Origin of the sequence: Peptacetobacter sp., from assembly GCF_029264495.1 — a bacterium.
Classification (GTDB): Bacteria; Bacillota; Clostridia; order Peptostreptococcales; family Peptostreptococcaceae; genus Peptacetobacter.
In genome coordinates this window covers 123,489-143,139 of record NZ_JARIBH010000019.1, presented here as the reverse complement: position 1 = coordinate 143,139, position 19,651 = coordinate 123,489, and the positions used below count along the sequence as shown (strand labels likewise).

The 19,651-nt window shown below is 27.1% G+C and carries 15 protein-coding genes; 5 read left to right on the top strand and 10 right to left on the bottom strand.

Annotated features, from left to right (window positions below):
* Nucleotides 1-57: 57 nt before the first annotated feature.
* Complete coding sequence (locus Q1J78_RS02055; RefSeq protein ID WP_006440166.1) at nt 58-258, bottom strand: cold-shock protein; 201 nt, start codon at nt 256-258, stop codon at nt 58-60.
* A 232-nt stretch (nt 259-490) separates the two neighbouring features.
* Here Q1J78_RS02055 and Q1J78_RS02050 point away from each other — a divergent pair, with 232 nt between their 5' ends.
* Together Q1J78_RS02050 and Q1J78_RS02045 are read left to right on the top strand one after the other, a co-directional pair.
* Complete coding sequence (locus Q1J78_RS02050) at nt 491-1,354, top strand: pyridoxamine kinase (RefSeq protein WP_300280147.1); 864 nt, start codon at nt 491-493, stop codon at nt 1,352-1,354.
* Nucleotides 1,355-1,380: 26 nt separating this feature from the next.
* Nucleotides 1,381-2,508, top strand: a complete 1,128-nt coding sequence (locus tag Q1J78_RS02045) for an MGDG synthase family glycosyltransferase (protein WP_300280144.1) — start codon at nt 1,381-1,383, stop codon at nt 2,506-2,508.
* A 122-nt stretch (nt 2,509-2,630) separates the two neighbouring features.
* Here the strand turns inward: Q1J78_RS02045 and Q1J78_RS02040 are convergent, their stop codons facing one another.
* Nucleotides 2,631-4,532: a type I glutamate--ammonia ligase gene (locus tag Q1J78_RS02040; protein ID WP_300280141.1), complete on the bottom strand. Its 1,902-nt coding sequence runs from the start codon at nt 4,530-4,532 to the stop codon at nt 2,631-2,633.
* A gap of 273 nt (nt 4,533-4,805) precedes the next feature.
* Between Q1J78_RS02040 and Q1J78_RS02035 the strand changes: the two genes are divergently transcribed.
* A complete protein-coding gene (locus Q1J78_RS02035) occupies nt 4,806-5,615 on the top strand; it encodes a 3'-5' exonuclease (protein ID WP_300280138.1) in 810 nt (269 codons plus the stop codon).
* A gap of 128 nt (nt 5,616-5,743) precedes the next feature.
* Here Q1J78_RS02035 and Q1J78_RS02030 read toward each other — a convergent pair whose 3' ends face one another.
* The gene (locus Q1J78_RS02030) at nt 5,744-6,496 is read right to left on the bottom strand and encodes an exodeoxyribonuclease III (protein ID WP_300280135.1); all 753 of its coding nucleotides are present in this window, start codon (nt 6,494-6,496) and stop codon (nt 5,744-5,746) included.
* A gap of 10 nt (nt 6,497-6,506) precedes the next feature.
* Nucleotides 6,507-7,472, bottom strand: a complete 966-nt coding sequence (locus Q1J78_RS02025; RefSeq protein WP_300280133.1) for a galactose-1-phosphate uridylyltransferase — start codon at nt 7,470-7,472, stop codon at nt 6,507-6,509.
* A gap of 303 nt (nt 7,473-7,775) precedes the next feature.
* Between Q1J78_RS02025 and Q1J78_RS02020 the strand changes: the two genes are divergently transcribed.
* On the top strand, nt 7,776-8,975 hold the full coding sequence (locus tag Q1J78_RS02020) for a pyridoxal phosphate-dependent aminotransferase (protein ID WP_300280130.1): 1,200 nt from the start codon (nt 7,776-7,778) through the stop codon (nt 8,973-8,975).
* Nucleotides 8,976-9,184: 209 nt separating this feature from the next.
* The gene (locus tag Q1J78_RS02015; protein ID WP_300280127.1) at nt 9,185-9,997 is read left to right on the top strand and encodes an undecaprenyl-diphosphate phosphatase; all 813 of its coding nucleotides are present in this window, start codon (nt 9,185-9,187) and stop codon (nt 9,995-9,997) included.
* A 77-nt stretch (nt 9,998-10,074) separates the two neighbouring features.
* Here the strand turns inward: Q1J78_RS02015 and Q1J78_RS02010 are convergent, their stop codons facing one another.
* The 6 genes from Q1J78_RS02010 to Q1J78_RS01985 form a co-directional block, all read right to left on the bottom strand.
* A complete protein-coding gene (locus tag Q1J78_RS02010; RefSeq protein WP_300280124.1) occupies nt 10,075-11,880 on the bottom strand; it encodes a DEAD/DEAH box helicase in 1,806 nt (601 codons plus the stop codon).
* A gap of 124 nt (nt 11,881-12,004) precedes the next feature.
* Entirely contained in the window at nt 12,005-13,546 is a 1,542-nt protein-coding gene (gene rny / locus Q1J78_RS02005) for a ribonuclease Y (protein ID WP_300280121.1), read from the bottom strand.
* A gap of 326 nt (nt 13,547-13,872) precedes the next feature.
* Complete coding sequence (recA, locus tag Q1J78_RS02000; RefSeq protein WP_300280118.1) at nt 13,873-14,946, bottom strand: recombinase RecA; 1,074 nt, start codon at nt 14,944-14,946, stop codon at nt 13,873-13,875.
* Nucleotides 14,947-15,272: 326 nt separating this feature from the next.
* The gene (pgsA, locus tag Q1J78_RS01995; RefSeq protein WP_300280115.1) at nt 15,273-15,815 is read right to left on the bottom strand and encodes a CDP-diacylglycerol--glycerol-3-phosphate 3-phosphatidyltransferase; all 543 of its coding nucleotides are present in this window, start codon (nt 15,813-15,815) and stop codon (nt 15,273-15,275) included.
* A complete protein-coding gene (rimO, locus tag Q1J78_RS01990; protein WP_300280112.1) occupies nt 15,799-17,136 on the bottom strand; it encodes a 30S ribosomal protein S12 methylthiotransferase RimO in 1,338 nt (445 codons plus the stop codon). The genes pgsA and rimO overlap by 17 nt, the downstream gene beginning before the upstream one ends.
* Nucleotides 17,137-17,199: 63 nt before the next feature.
* Nucleotides 17,200-19,545: an FtsK/SpoIIIE family DNA translocase gene (locus Q1J78_RS01985; protein WP_300280160.1), complete on the bottom strand. Its 2,346-nt coding sequence runs from the start codon at nt 19,543-19,545 to the stop codon at nt 17,200-17,202.
* Nucleotides 19,546-19,651 lie beyond the last annotated feature (106 nt).

Sequence of the window (19,651 nt, the reverse complement as noted above, 5' to 3'; positions counted from 1 at the left end):
CTTTTTTTAGAATATCGAACTCATCTATATGAATTTATTTTATAATCGAAATTATTATTATAATTTAACTACGTTAGCAGCCTGAGGTCCTTTTGCACCGTCAACTACTTCAAATTCAACTTTCTGTCCTTCTTCTAATGATTTGTATCCTTCTGTCTGTATAGCTGAGAAGTGTACGAATACATCATCTTCACCTTCTACAGATATGAATCCAAATCCTTTTTCATTGTTAAACCATTTTACTACACCAGTTTTCATTAGTAAATCCTCCTAGAACTAAAACACTTTACTTATCATTTGATAAGTATATATCTAATATTAACATATCTATATTTTTATGTCAAATGTTATTTATTTTACCATTTTTTTTATAGTGTAATCGTTTATATTCTTAAATATATTTGATAATTATTCTGTTAAATTTGAATTTAGTATTTGTATATAGTATTATATTATTATTAATAGAAGATATTATTTAGGAGGAATAAAAATGCAAAAAAAAATCGCAGCAATTAATGATCTTTCAGGTGTAGGAAAATGTTCGCTCAGTGTTGCAATACCTATAATTTCATCACTAGGAGTACAATGTTGTCCTCTTCCAACAGCCATTCTTTCATCTCAAACTGGATATCCACATTTTACATTTTTAGATTTCACATCTGAAATGAAAAATTATACTAATACTTGGAAAAAATTAAATCTCTCATTTGATACTATTTACAGTGGATTTTTAGGTTCTATAGAACAAATTGAACTTGTCAAAAACTTTATTTCTGAAAATAAAGAATCCTTTATAGTAGTCGATCCTGTAATGGGTGATGAAGGTCAAATTTATCCTGTATTTTCTGATAAGATAATAAAAGAAATAAAAGATCTTATAAAGCTTTCAGATTTAACTACTCCAAATATAACAGAAGCTTGTCTTCTTACAAATAGACATAAGGATTATCATAATTTAAATAGAGATGATATAGAAGATATAGCTAAACAGATTTCAAATATGGGTCCTTCTAAAGTTGTTATTACAGGTATACATGAAGATAATAACAAAATTATTACAAACTTTGTGTATGATAAAGTTACAGGAGAAAAATCTTTTATTTCTAAAAAATATTTAAAATCATCATATAGTGGAACTGGAGATATTTTTGCATCTATTGTAAGTGCTATGTTAACTGGTGGTTTTGAATTTATATTTTCCGTAAATACTGCTATAGACTTTGTTTCAAAATCTATAGAACATACTTCAAAATTTGATATTAGTAGAAATGATGGAGTTATGTTTGAGTATTTCTTAAAAGATTTAACTGTACTTGGAAATAAAGTTTTTGAAAAAGAATTAAATAATTATTAAATATATTTTTAGTTAGGAGTGATAGATTGTCTATTCTTTCAGGTAAAACAATACTTATACTTACTGCTGGATTTGGTGCTGGTCATGTAAGTGCAGCAAATGCAATTAAAAACTCTATTTTACAAAGCGAAGAAAATGTGAATATCGTTATAAAAAATTTTATTGATGCTAGTGTTCCAAAGTTAAATAAACCTATGGTTAAATTTTATGAAAAAAACACTAAGTATACACCGGAATTATATAACTGTTATTATTATTTAAAAAAATCATTTACTTCTAAATATGATCTCGCTCATAGAGTGTATACGCCAAAACTTTCTAGATTTATAGAAGATTTAAATCCAGACCTTATAATTTCTACATTTCCACTTGCTGCTGCCTGTGTTAATAATTTTAGAAATTCAGATGATGGCTATTTTATTCCTGCTGTAACAGTTATTACAGATGTTGTCGATAGTATGGAATGGATTTTTGAAAACACAGAATTATATTTTGTTCCTTCTATTGAAATAAAAAATAGGTTTATGCAAAGAGGAATTTCTCCTGATAAGGTTGAAGTTGTTGGTGTTCCAATAAGTGATACATTCAGAGTCGAAAAAAAAGATTATAAAAAAGGAAAGTACAGAATAATTATTATGGGTGGTGGAAGAGGATTATTTGATATATCAGAAGACTTTATGAGATGGATTGATGATTTTATTTCCAATGAAGGCTCTTCAATAGAGGCGACTATAGTTACAGGAACAAATGATAAATTATATAATAATCTAACTAAAAAATCTCCTCTAAAAAATATAAAAGTACTTGGATTTGTAAATAATATGGATGAACTTCTAAAATCACATGATTTAATGCTTACAAAACCAGGTGGAGCAACATTATTTGAAGCAATTTATTCAAAAACTCCTCTTTTGGTTAAAATACCTAAATTAGGACAAGAAATAGAAAATGGTAAATTTATTATAGATAAAGGTATTGGTCTTTTATATAGTGATGAGGAAGATTTACAAGCTATACTAAAAAATATCGCATCTGGTAAATTTGATTCTACTATATCTTTTATGAATAACAATATTGAATCGTTTAGGCAAACTATTCAACCAGAAAATATTGCTCTTTATATAGAAAATATTTTAGAAAAATATAGTATATAAAAAATAATCCTCATTTTAAGAGGATTATTTTTTTATAAATTTGATTTTAATATATTTAATTTTAGTATATTTTATATACTTTAAAACTATCTTGTATTTACATCAATTATTTTTTATAAATTCTAGTAGATGTTTTTCTTGTATTTTAAGTATAACTGTTCTATTTCATTCATTTTTCTTTTCATTTCTAACTGTAATCTAGATGCTTCTGCATATTCTTTATTATCTACAGCATTTCTAACTTTTGTAAATAAAGATTCTTTAGTTAATGTATCTTTCATTAAATCATATTTCATATCTGATATAGATTTCCATATAACTTCATCAAGTGCATCCATATTTTCTGGGGTATGTAATTTTTTTAATGCTCTAATTCTAGTTATATTCTGTTCTATAAGTCTTGTTTTTAATTTTTTTTGCCATTTATCTATTGCTCCAACTTTGAAAGATTGTATAATTGCATCTGTAAATACATCTCCCTGTTTTAAGCATTTTAATTTATGAGAGAATTTTTCAATATTTTTCATATTTTCATATACTGTAGCTGGAGGATTTCCAAAACGTCTTCTTCTTTCTTCTTCACTGTAGTATTCAAATATATCATGTTCATCTCTATAAGATCTATCTTTTTCAAGATAGAATCCTTCTTCTCCAGCCTTTTTAGAAAGTTCTTTTTCTAATTCTTTAGTATCAAAACCACTTTCAGCTGCAACTTTTATTCCTTCTAACATAGCTTGATATCCCGCAGCTATAACTAAATATTTATTTGATAATGGATTTGGAGATCTTAATTCAAATCTTAAAGTTTTTGGATTTTTCATATCTCTTATAAGTCCAACTAGAACAGATCTATTTCTTGATGGTTGTTCATATGTATGTCCTAATGATGTAACAACACATATTGGAGCTTCAAACCCTGGTACTAATCTGTTAAATCCGTCTATAGATGACGTAACGAATGGATTTATAACTTCATAGTTATATAACATTCCCATAAGTGCACCGTATCCAGCGATACTTAGATAATCATTTTTCATATCTGTTGGAGCAAATACATTTTTTCTCTTTCCATTTTTTAATAATACGCTAACACCAAAATGAGTATGTCCTCCATTTCCAGCAACTCCATCTATAGGTTTTGCTTTGAATGTAACTTCAAGTCCATGTGCTGTAAATACATCTTCAACAACATCTCTAACTATAAGTTCATTATCTGCTGCTTGTAGAGGATTAGAGAATTTCCAAGAAATTTCTAGCTGTTCCATAGCATGATTTGTTTTACCTTCTATACTTATAGAGCTTGGTATACCACCAACTTCTTTATGTGCCATTTCAGGTTCTATTCCCATTTTTTCAAGTATAATTAAAGATTCCTCTAAACAAGTTCTTATTACACCATGAGTTCTTTTCCAATATTGTTCTTTTAAGCTCTGAGATGTATATAATTTTTCAAGGTCAGCTTTATCTTCTGGAGTATTTACCCAAAATTCAAGTTCTGTCGCTGCTGTTAGACCTATTTCTTCTATTTCAGAAATAGATTCTATACCTAAGTTATTTAAAACCTTTGGATAATTTTTAAATATTTCCATTAAAGTATCTTTAAAATATTTATCAGCTTTTTGAAGAATACCTCTTGAACAAACTTTTTTATTATCATGAATTAAAAATGCAGGAATTTTTAAAGTCCCTACTGGTAATCCTGTTTCTTCGTCTATATATTCCATATTATAATCTACATACCATCTACAATCTCTATCTGGCATAAGATCTACTTTTGCATTATTTAAAGTGGCAATGTTGTATAGCTCAACACTAGAACCATCAGTCTGTACTGCTGATGCTAAAAAATCTTCTATATCATCAAGAAAAATTTTCATAGGTATTTTTTCATCTGTAGCATTTCCCCCAAGGTCAACTCCCATTAAAGATACAAATTTTATATTTGAATTTTCTTCAAGTATTCTTTTAATATCTTCAGTTGTATGTTCATTCTTATCTATTTTGTATAATAGCTCTTTACCCATATTTTGCCCTCTTTTCTTTTTTATTTATATGTACTTTTTTAATATTTAACAAAAAAATATTCGTCTTTTTTATTTTAATATTATATAACATATACAAATTATCTGCAATATTTTTTGATAATTCAACGTTTTCTAATAATACATTTTTTTCAATAAATTTCTCAATTTATTTTATATTTTTTATATTTTCATTTATTAATGTTTTATTAATTTACTCAAATCAATTTTTGTATTATACTAATTATATTAATTTATTATATTATGGAGGTTATGATGGAGTATATCGTATTTGATTTAGAGTTTAATCAAGGATTTAATAGAAAATCCAACAAAACTTTTTCAGATAATTCATGTCCTTTTGAGATTATACAGTTAGGTGCTGTTAAATTGGATAGTAATTTTAATATAATAGCTGCTTTTGACACTTTCGTAAAACCATGTCTTTACACATCTATGCATCCTTATGTATCAAAAATAACAGGTATTAGTATTGAAGATTTAAAAAATGCTCCTAGTTTTAAAGAGGCCTTTAAAAATTTTACAGATTTTTTATCAGATAAAGATTCTATATTTTGTGTTTGGGGAAAAAGTGATTTAAGGGAACTTTATAGAAATATAACATATCATAATTTAGATTCATCTAAAATTCCAAAATCCTATATAGATGTACAGTATTATGCTTCTGATTTTATTAACAATACTACTGCACAATCAATAGGACTTGAAAATGCTATTATAGCTTTAAATTTACAAGATAATATCCCTTACCACAATGCTTTAAATGATGCTTATTATACTGCAAAAGTATTTTCAGCTATTAACCCCAAAAATATTAAACCAAATATTTATTTATACACTAATTTATCAAATAAATCTCCGTATGGTCTAGATCCTTTAGATGATGATATTTTCCAAAAAGAATGTACTTCTTTTGAAAAAAAGTTGAAAAGAAACTTATCTAAAGAAGAAAAAAAAATACTTAGTATGACACAATATATAAAAAAAAATATAAGTAATGATGAAATTTTAAGAAGACATAATTTGAAGAAAAAATTTAAAAAGCATAAAAAAAGAGACAGGTAATAAAACCTATCTCTTTTTTGTTTTATATTATTATTCGTTATATACCGTACATTTATTTGTATTTTAAGTAAATAAATATTTAATATTAATAAATCTATATTTTGTATTAGTAAATATACAATTTTAATTTATTCTATTACAAGTTCTACTGGACAATGGTCTGAACCTAGTACTTCTGTATGTATCTTTGCACTTTTTAATCTATCTTTCATTTTTTCAGATGTACAGAAATAGTCTATACGCCACCCTGCATTATTCTTTCTTGCATTAAATCTATAAGACCACCAAGAATATATTCCCTCAGCATCAGGATAAAAATATCTAAATGTATCTATAAATCCACTATCTAAAAACTCAGTAAATTTATTTCTTTCTTCATCTGTGAATCCTGCATTTTTTCTATTAGTTTTAGGATTTTTTAAATCTATTTCTTTATGTGCAACATTTAAATCCCCACACATAACAACAGGTTTTTTAGAATCTAATTCTTTTAAATAATTTCTAAAATCATCTTCCCATTTCATTCTATATTCTAATCTTTTTAATCCTGTTTGAGAATTTGGAGTATATACTGTTACAAAATAAAAATCTTCAAATTCTAATGTTATAACTCTTCCTTCATGGTCGTGTTCATCTATATTTATTCCATAATTAACTGATAAAGGTTTCTTTTTTGTAAAAATTGCAGTACCTGAATATCCTTTTTTATCTGCATAGTTCCAATAAGATTCATATCCTTCAGGATTTAAATCTATTTGACCTTCTTGTAATTTTGTTTCTTGAAGACAGAATATATCTGCATCTATTTCATTAAAGAAATCCATAAAGCCCTTTGTTACACAAGCTCTAATCCCATTTACATTCCATGATATAAATTTCATACTACTCTCCTTATTTTTCTTTTATTCTCATTTTTTCGGCTATTTCTTCTGGTGGAAACGAACTTACATACATACTTGTACTCAATTCAAATCCTCCATAATTAAATTTTCTTGGAAATATATGTATATGTAAATTAAAATATTTTTTTGTTTCTATTCCAAGTGGATGTGAATGAACACATATATTAAACGGTATAATACCAAACATTTCTTCATAATTTTTAAATATATTTTTAAAAGAATAAGAAAGTTCTTCTATATCGTTTTCATCTAAATCTTCAAATTTCACTCCCTTATCAAATATTATTCTAACTTCTGTTGGATTTTTACTTGCAGATGGTATTAAAGCTAAAAATCTAGTTCCAGAATAAATTATTCTTTTTTTATATTCTCTTTCTTCTGATAAAATATCCTCATATAAATTAGTTTTTTCCCAACCATAGTAATCATGTGCTATCACTAATTCTTTTTGAACTTCTGGTGGTATCATTGATAATGCTATTATTTGTGCATGTGAATGCATCAAAGATGCACCTGAGCTTCTTAAGAAGTTTTTAAATAAATTTACATATTCTATTCCTTTCTCTCTCGATAAATATTTATACCTATTTATATAAAGTTTAAACATTATTTTAAATTCTTCTTCAGTCATATTAAAAAAATTTGCATTATGTCTAAAATTTTCTATTATTACTTCGTGTATTCCATATATTTCTTCTGATTCCATATCGACAATTGGATACTTATTTTTTATCGATTTTGCAATCCATTTATCATTTATACATATTTCTTCAACTGATTCTGATGTTTTTTCCTCATTTCCGCTACAAAATGGACAATCTTCTTTATATTCCTCTTCATTATGATTTTCTTCTGAAATATTTTGTTTAACTTTATCAAGTGGTCTAGCTGCTCTTTCTCTTGCAAATATTATAATATCATTATTTGTAGGATCAACTCTTAACTCTCTTTTCAAGTCGGCTACCTCCTAATATAACATTTTAAAAATAAAATTTGTTATTTTTATTATATCAGATTTTTATAAAACTTTCTCTTATCTTACATAAAATATTATATAAAAACTTTTATTTTCTGAAAATTTCTTATTTTTTGTTAAATATATATCTGTCAATTTTTTTTTAATAAATAGGGTGTCTTTTTAAAACTTATATGTTATTATGGAGTAGGAAAAGCTTTTTATAAAGTTTATATATTTAAAAATATATTAATACTATTAAAATATATAGTTGTATATTTAAATTTAGGGGGTATTTATAAAATGAATAACTATTCAAACAGAGTCTGCGCTATGCAGGAATCACCAATAAGAAAATTAGTTCCTTTTGCAACTGCTGCAAAAGCTGATGGAGTAAAAGTTTACCATCTTAACATTGGACAGCCAGATATAAAAACTCCAAGAGGATTTTTTGATGCTGTTAAAAACTTTGATCATGAAGTATTAGAATATGCTGTATCTCAGGGTATACCTGAACTTATAGATGCTCTTCAAAATTATTATAAAACTTATGATATGCACTTTGATAAAGATGAACTTCTTATAACTAATGGGGGTTCTGAAGCATTATTATTCACTATGATGGCTACTTGTGACCCAGGAGATAAACTTTTAATACCAGAGCCATTCTATACTAACTACAATGGATTTGGTCAATGTGTTAATGTAGGGGTTACTCCAATAACAACAAAAGCTGAAAATGGATTCCACTTACCATCAAAAGAAGAAATTCTTTCTAAAATAGATGATAAAGTAAAAGCTATATTACTTTCTAATCCAGGAAACCCAACTGGTGCTATATACACTAAAGAAGAATTAGAAATGATAGCTGAAATAGCAATAGAAAAAAATCTATGGATAATATCTGATGAAGTTTATAGAGAATTTGTATATGATGGTCTTGAATATACTAGTTTTGGTAACTTAAAACAAGTTGAAGATAGAGTTATAATAATAGATTCTGTTTCTAAAAGATATAGTGCTTGTGGTGCTAGAATAGGATCTATAGCTTCTAAAAATAAAGGTCTTATCGCTCAGATAATGAAACTTTGTCAAGGAAGACTTTGCGTTCCTACATTAGAACAAATCGGTGCTGTTGAACTTTATAAAACTCCAGTATCTTATTTCAAAGAAGTTAATGATGAATATAGAAAAAGAAGAGATGTTCTTTATTCTGAATTAATGAAAGTTGATGGTGTAATATGCGAAAAACCAACAGGTGCTTTCTATATAGTTGCTAAACTTCCTGTTGATAATGCAGAAGACTTTGTAAAATGGATGCTTACTGAATTTAGAGTTGATGGAGAAACAGTAATGGCTACTCCTGCAGAAGGATTCTATGCTACTCCAGGACTTGGAAAAGATGAAATAAGACTTGCTTATATATTAAAAGAAGAAGACCTTAGAAAAGCTGCAAAACTTCTTAAAGAAGGTATAGAAGCATACGTTAAGCTTAATAAATAATTTTATTTTAAATATATTTAAGAAGGATAATTTATTATCCTTCTTTTTTATTTTGCATATTTAGATTTATAGATTATGTTAAGATTACTTAATAATTACTTATACTTACTTGTTAACTTACTTTCATTATGATATCATATTTTAAGTATAAGATTATAAAATTTTATATAATTTATTAGAATATAAAAATTATTTTAGGAGGTAACATTTTGATAGAAATACTTAAAGCCGTATTACTTGGTATTGTTCAAGGTATAACTGAATGGCTACCTGTAAGTAGTACTGGGCATATGATTCTTGTTGATGAATTTATAAAACTTAATTTTTCACCAACATTTATAAGTACTTTTCTTGTTGTAATTCAATTTGGTTCAATACTTGCAGTTTTACTTATATTCTTCAAAAAATTAAATCCTTTTGATTCAAGTAAAAGTACAGTTGAAAAGAAAGAAACTATTAGTCTTTGGACAAAAGTAATAGTAGCTGTTATACCATCTGGTATAATTGGTGTTTTATTTGAAGATGATATAGACCGTCTATTCTTCAATTCTACTACAGTAGCACTTGCACTTATTGTGTATGGTGTTATTATGATAGTTATTGAAAATAGAGATAAAAAACCTAAAGCTTCTGATTTTTCTCAAGTATCTTATAAGCTTGCACTTGGAATAGGTCTTTTCCAATGTTTAGCACTTATTCCAGGAACTTCTAGATCAGGTTCTACAATCATAGGTGCTACACTTTTAGGTGCTTCTAGATATGTAGCTGCAGAATTTTCATTCTTCTTAGCAATACCTACTATGTTAGGTGCTAGTTTATTAAAATTAGTAAAAACTGGATTTGCATTCTCTGGTTTTGAATGGTTGATATTAGGTGTTGGTTCTGTAGTAGCATTTGTAGTTTCTGTTATAGTTATAAAATTCTTTATGGACTATATTAAAAAACACGATTTCAAGGTATTTGGATATTATAGAATTGTTCTTGGTATAATCGTACTTTTATACTTTGGACTTCTTAAATAAATCGATCTGAAAAATATAAAACAGTTCTTAATGTATGTATAAAAAAGGGATTTGTAGTTAACAAATCCCTTTTTCTATTATATATTTATAATTTTTTCACTCTCAACAGCATCATTTATAATTTTTATTATATCACTAGTATCTTCACTAAAAGTTGTTACAAAACTTACATAATCTGTTGCTCTATTCACAGCATGATATACTTTATTTATATCTCCAGCAAAATCATTTACTTGATAATCTTGAGTAGTATCAGCTATTTTTTGATTATAAAGCATTTCTAATTCACATATTATTACAGCTTTAAATTCAAGATTTTTTACTGTATATATATTTGATAATGTAACACCATTTTTTCTACTTAAGCTAGTTAGATTTTCATCTGACATTATAACCTCTATACCAGCTTCATCTAATGCTTTTTTTATCATATATTGGAAATATATAGTCTTTCCATTTTTGAGTCTTTTTTTATTAAAAGGATATATAACTGCTATATCAGAATAATCAAGTCCTTTTTTATCTACAAAGTATTCAATTTCCCATATAACAGAACTAATCTGGTCATCTAAATCACTTACTTTTATTAAAGCTACCTGATTTTTACCATAATCAATAACTGATTCTGATTTTAAGAATATATCTTTTTTAACATCTTTTCTTATACTTTTATAATATTTATCTGCATTTTCTCCTAATTTATTAGAAAAATCTACAAGACTTCCTATTTGTCTATAATTATTTTTTAATTCTATAATTCTATCTATATGGATATTTTCAAATTTACTTTTAAAAATATTCATATTATTTGTAAGGTTCATAGCTTTGCAGTTAAATATATTAAATATATGTTTAGTTTTATATAAGAAGCTTTCTAAGAATTTTATTTGTTCTTCATTAAAGTTTTCTGCTTCATCTATAAATATTCCTTTAAACATTCTTTTATTTTTTATTACATTTTTTGCTTGTTTTATTAAATTTTCAAAAGTTTTTTCATAATCTTTTTTAAGCATACTATAATCAAACACTAAATTATATATTCTTGCAAGTTTAAATACAAAAGAACTAAATGTATGTATTTCTAGATTTGCAACATCACCATATAACAGTTCTAACTTCTCTCTTAAATCGCTGCTAGACTGTTTATTTTCTGTTATAATCAAGAATTTATGATGAGGATATATCTTTGATAATTTGATAGCTCTACTAAGCATTAGAGATGTTTTTCCAGTTCCTGATGCACCATTGTATAGTGTAGTTCCATATTTTATAGAATCGACTTCAACAATCTGTCTATTTTCCATAATAGTTGCTGTATATTCATAATCATTATTGAAGAAAGATATTTTTTTAAAATCTTTATTTAAGTGTAATCTACTATCTAATATATAATATTCTGAACATACATCAAATAAGAATAAATTTAATACTATTTCTTCATTTTCTTTTTTCATATAATCTTCTATATGTTTTTTACCATTTAAAATTGATTTACTTTTTTTCTTGTCTATTATATTATTTTTAGCAAATTCTCCAAATCCATATTCTCCATCTAAGTTTACATATGGCATTACAAATATATAATCAAACGATATTTGTGGATGATTTTGCTGCATTTTTATTTTTAGTAAATCATATTCTTCCTTCATTATCTCCAAAAGTTCTTCATCTAGTATAGAGAATAATTCATCAGTTGTATTCATAAACTTAAGAAATAGCACTTTGTTATCTTTTATATATAACATATCAGTATTTACACCTTTGAAAGGTATTACTTTAGGAATTACTTTTCCACCTTTTTTTATTTTATTATAAAATAACTTTTCTATTTCCTTAAGTTTCAGGGCTTCTAATTGCGAATTTATATTTTCGTAATAGTTCATTTATTTTCCCCCCTCGTCTTTTCTATTTATATATTTAAACATTAACATCTCTATTCCCTTTTAGTATCTATATTTATTTTTTATACATTAAAAGCTATCTCATATGAGATAGCTTTTATTTCTATTATTTTGCATATTCTATTGCTCTAGTTTCTCTTATTATGCTTACTTTTATTTGGCCTGGATATTCAAGTCCTTCTTCTATTTTCTTAGTCATATCTCTAGCTAATAAATGTATTTCTTCATCACTAACATCTTCTGGTTTTACCATTATTCTTATTTCTCTACCAGCTTGTATAGCATATGATTTTTCTACACCTTCATAAGAATTGGCTATCTCTTCTAGTTTTTCAAGTCTTTTTATGTATGCTTCTAGAGTTTCACGTCTAGCACCTGGTCTAGCAGCTGATATAGCATCTGCGGCAGTTACTAAAACAGCTTCTATTGTCTGAGGTTCATAATCACCGTGATGAGTTGACATAGCATGTATTACTTCTTTAGATTCTTTGTATCTTCTTAGTAAATCCATTCCTATTTCAACATGAGTTCCTTCCATTTCATGGTCAACAGATTTACCTATATCATGAAGAAGACCTGCTCTTTTAGCTAATTTGACATCTGCACCTAATTCAGCTGCCATTATTCCAGCTATATGAGCAACTTCTATAGAATGTTTAAGAACATTTTGTCCATAACTTGTTCTATAATTTAATCTACCAAGAAGTCTTATTAATTCTGGATGAAGAGCATGTACACCTGTTTCAAATGCAGCTTGTTCTCCGTATTCTTTAATTATATTATCAACTTCTTTTCTAGCTTTTTCTACCATTTCTTCTATTCTTGCAGGATGTATTCTTCCATCTGCTATAAGTTTTTCAAGAGCTATTCTTGCAACTTCTCTTCTTATAGGATCAAATCCAGAAAGTATAACTGCTTCAGGAGTATCATCTATTATTAAATCTATTCCTGTTAAAGTTTCAAGTGTTCTTATGTTTCTACCTTCTCTACCTATTATTCTTCCTTTCATTTCATCATTAGGAAGATTTACAACTGTAACAGTTGTTTCTGCAACGTGATCTGCTGCACATTTTTGGATAGCATATCCTATTATTTCTCTTGCTTTCTTTTCAGCTTCGTCTTTTGCTTGAGATTCTACTTCTTTAATCATTATAGACATCTCACGTCTTACATCTCTTTCTGCATTTGTAAGGATTATTTCTTTTGCTTTATCAGAACTTATTCCTGATATACTTTCAAGTTTTTCAAGTTGTTTATGTTTTATAAATTCAACTTCTTCCTCTTTTTTGTCTAATGCCTTTACTTTATCTCTAAGGCTTGATTCCTTAGATTCTAATTCAGATGTTTTTCTATCAAGGTTTTCTTCTTTTTGTAAAACCCTTCTTTCGTATTTTTGTACTTCATTTCTTCTTTCTCTGTTTTCTTTTTCCGCTTCAGTACGCAATTTATGAATTTCTTCTTTAGCTTCTAATAGTTTTTCTTTTCTTACTGTTTCAGAATCATGGTTTGCTTTATCTATAATTTCTTTAGCTCTAGTTTCTGCTTGCCCAACTTTAGCTTCAGATATATTTCTTCTAACAAAATAACCTACTATTATACCTACTATTGCGCAACCTATTGTTACTAATATCGTATCTATGACATCCACCTCCTTTATAATGTTTAAAACTATTTCACAATAGTTTCAAGGATTTCTCCATTCTTTTGCCAATTTCTCCACATTCATATTAATATTATATTTTACTATCTTTAATTTTATTTAATTATTAAAGAATTTATTTTGGATATAGTTAAGTTTGGATAAAATACCCTTATTTAATTTTATAATGTTTTCATACCCATGTCAAGATTGTGCCTTTATAATAAAGATATTATATTTACAATTTTTTTATATATTTTTAAAATTGTCTTTTATATTATTTTTATTGATGTTTTACACACAAAAAGAGGCTCTTTTAAAGCCTCTTTTTTTATCTATTTTGTTGTTTCTTTTGCTTCTTCTTTTTTAGCATTTTCTTTTTTATCATCTGTTTTTTCTTCTTCTGGAGAAGATCCATCTAAATGATAATAATGTCTAACTTTTGCATCTATTTCATTAGTTAAGTCCATATTATCCTCAAGGAATTTTTTAACATTTTCTCTACCTTGTCCTAGTTTCACATCTTGATAATTGTACCAAGAACCAGATTTTTTAACTACATCTATTTCAACAGCTGTATCTAATAAATCACCTATTTTAGAAATTCCTTGACCATACATTATATCAAATTCCGCTTGTTTAAATGGTGGAGCTACTTTATTTTTTACAACCTTAACTCTAGTTCTACTACCTAAAACTTTATCTCCTTGTTTTATAGTGTCTATTTTTCTAACATCTAATCTAACTGATGAATAGAATTTAAGTGCTCTACCACCAGTAGTTGTTTCTGGATTACCAAACATTATACCAACTTTTTCTCTTAACTGGTTTATAAATATAGCTACACAATTTGATTTTTTTATAGAACCTGTTAATTTTCTCAACGCCTGTGACATAAGTCTTGCCTGAAGACCAACATGAGAATCCCCCATATCTCCTTCTATTTCTGCTTTAGGTACTAATGCTGCAACTGAATCGACAACTATTATATCTATAGCTCCACTTCTTATAAGTGCCTCTGCTATCTCTAGAGCCTGTTCACCTGTATCTGGTTGAGATATTATAAGATTTTCCACATCAACACCTAGTGCTTTTGCATATACTGGATCTAGTGCATGTTCTGCATCTATGAAAGCCGCTATTCCACCAGTTTTTTGTGCTTCTGCAACACAGTGTAATGCTACTGTAGTTTTACCAGAAGATTCAGGACCATATATTTCAACTATTCTTCCTTTTGGAAGACCTCCTATACCTACAGCTATATCTAATCCTATAGAACCTGTTGAAATTGTATCTATTTCTAGAGAAGTTGCTTCTCCTAATCTCATTACTGAACCTTTACCAAAGTCTTTTTCTATTTTACCAAGAGCTTCATTAAGGGCTTTTAATTTTTCTTGATCTACACTCATTATATTTCTCCTTTCAGTTTATATATCAAACATTTGTTCTCTTTTATATATATTTATTATATCGTATAAAAAGATACTCGTCAACAAATATACTTATCAATATTTTACTTTATTAATATAATAAAGTAAAAATATTTTCATATTATTTATTTCCATTTTTTTAATATTATAAACATATTATAAAATTTTTTTTGCTAATTGCAGAATTTATTAATTCTTAATTAGAATATATATAAATAATAATTCATTGATTAAACTATAATAGTCTTTGTATAAAAAAGGTATAAAACACAAAGTTCGTATCTTATACCTTTTATTTTTATTATTTATTTTGAATTCATAAATACGTGTCTATTTCCGTAAAGATATTCCCATCCTGAATATAAAGTAAGAAGTACTGATATTATAAGTAATGCATTTCCTACTTTTAATACTGTTAAATTTCCTAAATGTCTACCAAATAGTAGTAATACTATTGATATCATTTGAGTTGCAGTTTTCCATTTACCGCTTTTTCCAGCTGCTATAACAGTCCCATCCGCAGCTGCTATTGCTCTAAGAATACTTACTGCAAGTTCTCTTGATACTATTATAATTACCATCCATCCTGATGCTAAATCATTTTCTATCATGCATATTAAAGTTGATATTACTAATAATTTATCTGCAAGAGGGTCCATAAATTTACCAAAGTCTGTTACTAAATTATATTTTCTAGCAATTTTTCCATCTAAAAAATCTGTTATTGATGCTACTATAAATATTATACAAGCTGTTAAGAATTTTCCTGGTACGTCCATCATCATTACAATTACAAGAATAGGTATTAATAATACTCTAAATAAAGTCAATTTATTTGGCAAGTTCATCTACAACATCTCCTATCAAATCATATTCCATAGCTTCTGTTATATAAACATTTACAAAACTACCAATTTCTAGTTCTCTATCAGAATTTACATAAACTACGCTATCTATATCTTCTGCATCTCCCTCTGTTCTTCCAACAAAAATTCCTTCTTCAGCATTTTCTTCTATTAAAACTTCTAAAACTTTTCCTTCTCTTTCTTTGTTTATTTGTTCAGAAATTTCTTGTTGAACCAACATGACTCTTTCTCTTCTTTCTTCTTTTATTTCTTCGTCCATGTGTCCATCCATTCTATCTGCTGGAGTATTTTCTTCTCTTGAATATGCAAAAGCTCCTAATCTATCAAATTTTATTTCTTTCATAAAGTCTATTAATTCTTCTAAATCTTCTTCTGTTTCACCAGGGAAACCTACTATAACAGTCGTTCTTATAGTAGCATTTGGTATTTTATTTCTTATCATCTCAACTTTTGATCTTATATCTTCTTTAGAAGTTCTTCTATTCATTCTTTTTAGCACTCTATTACTTGCATGCTGTATAGGCATGTCAAAATAACTACATATATTATCGTGTGCTGCCATTACATCTATCAATTTTTCTGTTATAGATTCTGGATAAGAATACATTATTCTAATCCATTTTATACCTTCTATAGAAGCTAATTCTTCTAATAGTTCTGGTAATTTAGCTTCTCCATATAAATCTTCCCCGTATCTAGTAGTATCTTGAGCAATTACTACTAGTTCCTTTACTCCTTTTTTTGAAAGTTCTTTTGCTTCTTTTACAATATCTTCTATTTTTCTACTTCTATATTTACCTCTTAACTTTGGTATTATACAGTAAGTACAATGATTTGAACATCCTTCTCCTATTTTAAGATATGCCATATGTTCTGGAGTAGAAACATATCTTGGTAAAGTTTCATCAAAAGTGAATTCTATATTTCCTACTTCTGTTACACTTTTTTCATTTTCTAGTCTATCTATGATTTCAGATATATTCATAAAGTTTCCAGTTCCAACCATTGCATCTATTTCTGGAATTTCTTCTAATAATTCTTCTGCATATCTTTGTGCTAGACATCCTGTTACTATTAAGTATTTTAATTTTCCTTCTTCTTTTAGTTGAGATAATTCAACTATAGTATCTATTGATTCTTGTTTTGCATCCCTTATAAATCCACATGTGTTTACTATTATTATATCAGCTTCTTCAAATTCCATTACAAATTCGTATCCTTTTTCTTTTAAGATACCAGTCATTATCTCTGCATCCATTAGATTTTTTGAACATCCAAGGGATTCTAGTGCTATTTTTAACATTTATTCTCCTTTCAACTTAGAATTAAGGTGGATGATAATATCCACCTTAATTTTTATATCATATTATTTTTTCATTTCTTCTAATTGTTCTTTAGATATAAGAACTTTTCTAGGTTTACTACCTTCATTTTGACCTACTATTCCTCTTTCTTCCATAGAATCAATCATTCTAGCAGCTCTATTAAATCCTATTTTAAATTTTCTTTGTAACATAGATGATGAAGCCTGTCCATTATTTACTACAAATTCAATAGCTTCTGAAAGTAATTCATCTGCATCATCAGCTTCAATATTTCTAACTGATGAAATAGTTTCAAGTATATCTTCTTCATACTTAACTTCTTCATCTTTAAATTGTGATTTTACATAGTCTATTACATTTGAAAGTTCTGATTCAGAAATAAAAGCTCCCTGAAGTCTTTCTGGTTTTGCAGCACCTAAAGGATAGAATAACATATCTCCTTTTCCAAGAAGTTTTTCTGCTCCTCCCATATCTAAAATTGTTCTAGAATCTGTTTGAGATGATACTGCAAATGCTATTCTTGAAGGTATATTTGCTTTTATTACACCTGTTATTACATCTACTGAAGGTCTTTGTGTAGCTATTACAAGATGCATACCTGCTGCTCTTGCTTTCTGAGCTAACCTACAAATATAATCTTCTACTTCTTTTGCACTAGTCATCATAAGGTCTGCTAACTCATCTATTATAATTACTATACTAGGCATTTTTTCTTCAGCTTTTTCATTATAACTTTTTATATCTCTTGAGCCTGTATCGCTAAATGCCTTATATCTTCTATTCATTTCTGTAACCGCCCAATTTAAAGCATTTGCAGCTTTTGAAGGATCTGTTACTACTGGTATAAGAAGATGTGGTATTCCATTATAATTAGAAAGCTCTACAACTTTAGGATCTATTAAAAGCAATTTTACTTCATCAGGTTTTGCTTTGAATATAATACTATTTATAAGAGTATTTACACATACACTTTTACCTGAACCTGTTGAACCTGCAATTAATAAATGTGGCATTTTTGCTATGTCACTTACAAATATTTTTCCAGAAACATCTTTACCAAGTCCCATTGCTAATGGTGATTTAAAGTTTTTAAATTCTGGACTTTCTATTATTTCTCTTATTCCAACCATTTGTGTTTCTTCATTTGGAACTTCTATTCCTATAGCATTTTTCCCAGGAATAGGAGCTTCTATTCTTATACTTCTTGCTGCTAAACTTAGTGCTATATCATCAGTTAAATTTACGATTTTACTAACCTTTACACCTGGTTTAGGTTGTACTTCATATCTAGTTATTGTAGGACCTACTGTAACTTGACTTATAGAAGCATCTACTCCAAAATCAGAAAGAGTTTTTTCTAATAAACCTGCATTTTTTATGACAGCTTTTTTTACATTTTCATTAGATTTTTTATTTACTTTATTTAAAAGTGTTACAGGTGGTAGAGTATAATTTTTATATTTTTCATTATCTGCCTTAGTTTCAAATGACATTGTAGATTCTAAAGGAGAGATTTTATTTACATTTTTTTCTTTTTCAAAAGGACTATTATAATTCTTTATATCATTATTATTCATTGAAAAATTACTCATCGAAGGATTAGTATCTTCCATTTTTTCTTTTTTATCAAAAGTCTTTTCTTGATTTTGTAATTCTTTTAATACATCTAGTTCAGACATACTTTGAGTTCCTTCAAGAATTTCTAAATAGTCATCTTCAGCCTTATTGAATCCCACTATTTTTATAGTCTTGTCATCATTGAATTCATCATCTTCTTGAGATATACTTTCGTTATCATGTTTTAGTCTTTCTTTTATGCCTCCAAAGACACCTTTTTTCTCTTCTTTGGCAATCATAGTCTTATCATCCATTTCATCAACTTCATCTGTCACTAAATTAAGTGCTGCATCTTTTATTTTTCCAAACCTTTCTTTTGGAGAAAGACCACTATTTTTAGTTTCCTTAAACTTAATAAACATATCTTTTACAGATATATCTGATATATATACTATGCTTATTATCAATGCAAAAATACTTACTAACCAAGCACCTGCTGTTCCAAATATTTTACACATATAATAAACTATTACTGTGGATATAAGACCACATCCATTTCCATTTACACCTTGATGTATTATTTCTGTCATCATACTCTGTTTAAATGGACTGTCTATAACTATACTATTTGCATTGAAAAGACCATAGAATACAAATAAAAATAAAATAATTAAATAGTATACCTTTGTTTTTCTAAGTCGATAAATATATTCATTTCCATCCATAAATCCTAAAATACCAGTTATTATAAGAAGTATTGGAACAAATATTGCAAGTCCTCCAAATATTCCTTTAAATAAATTTTGCATAAATACTGGTATCCATCCCATAGAGTTAGAATTTAAACTGTATAAAAGGAATATACCTAAAAATATAGTTATAAGATTATGATATTCTGAGTTAAATCTTACTTTTTGTTTCTTTTTTCTTTTTTTC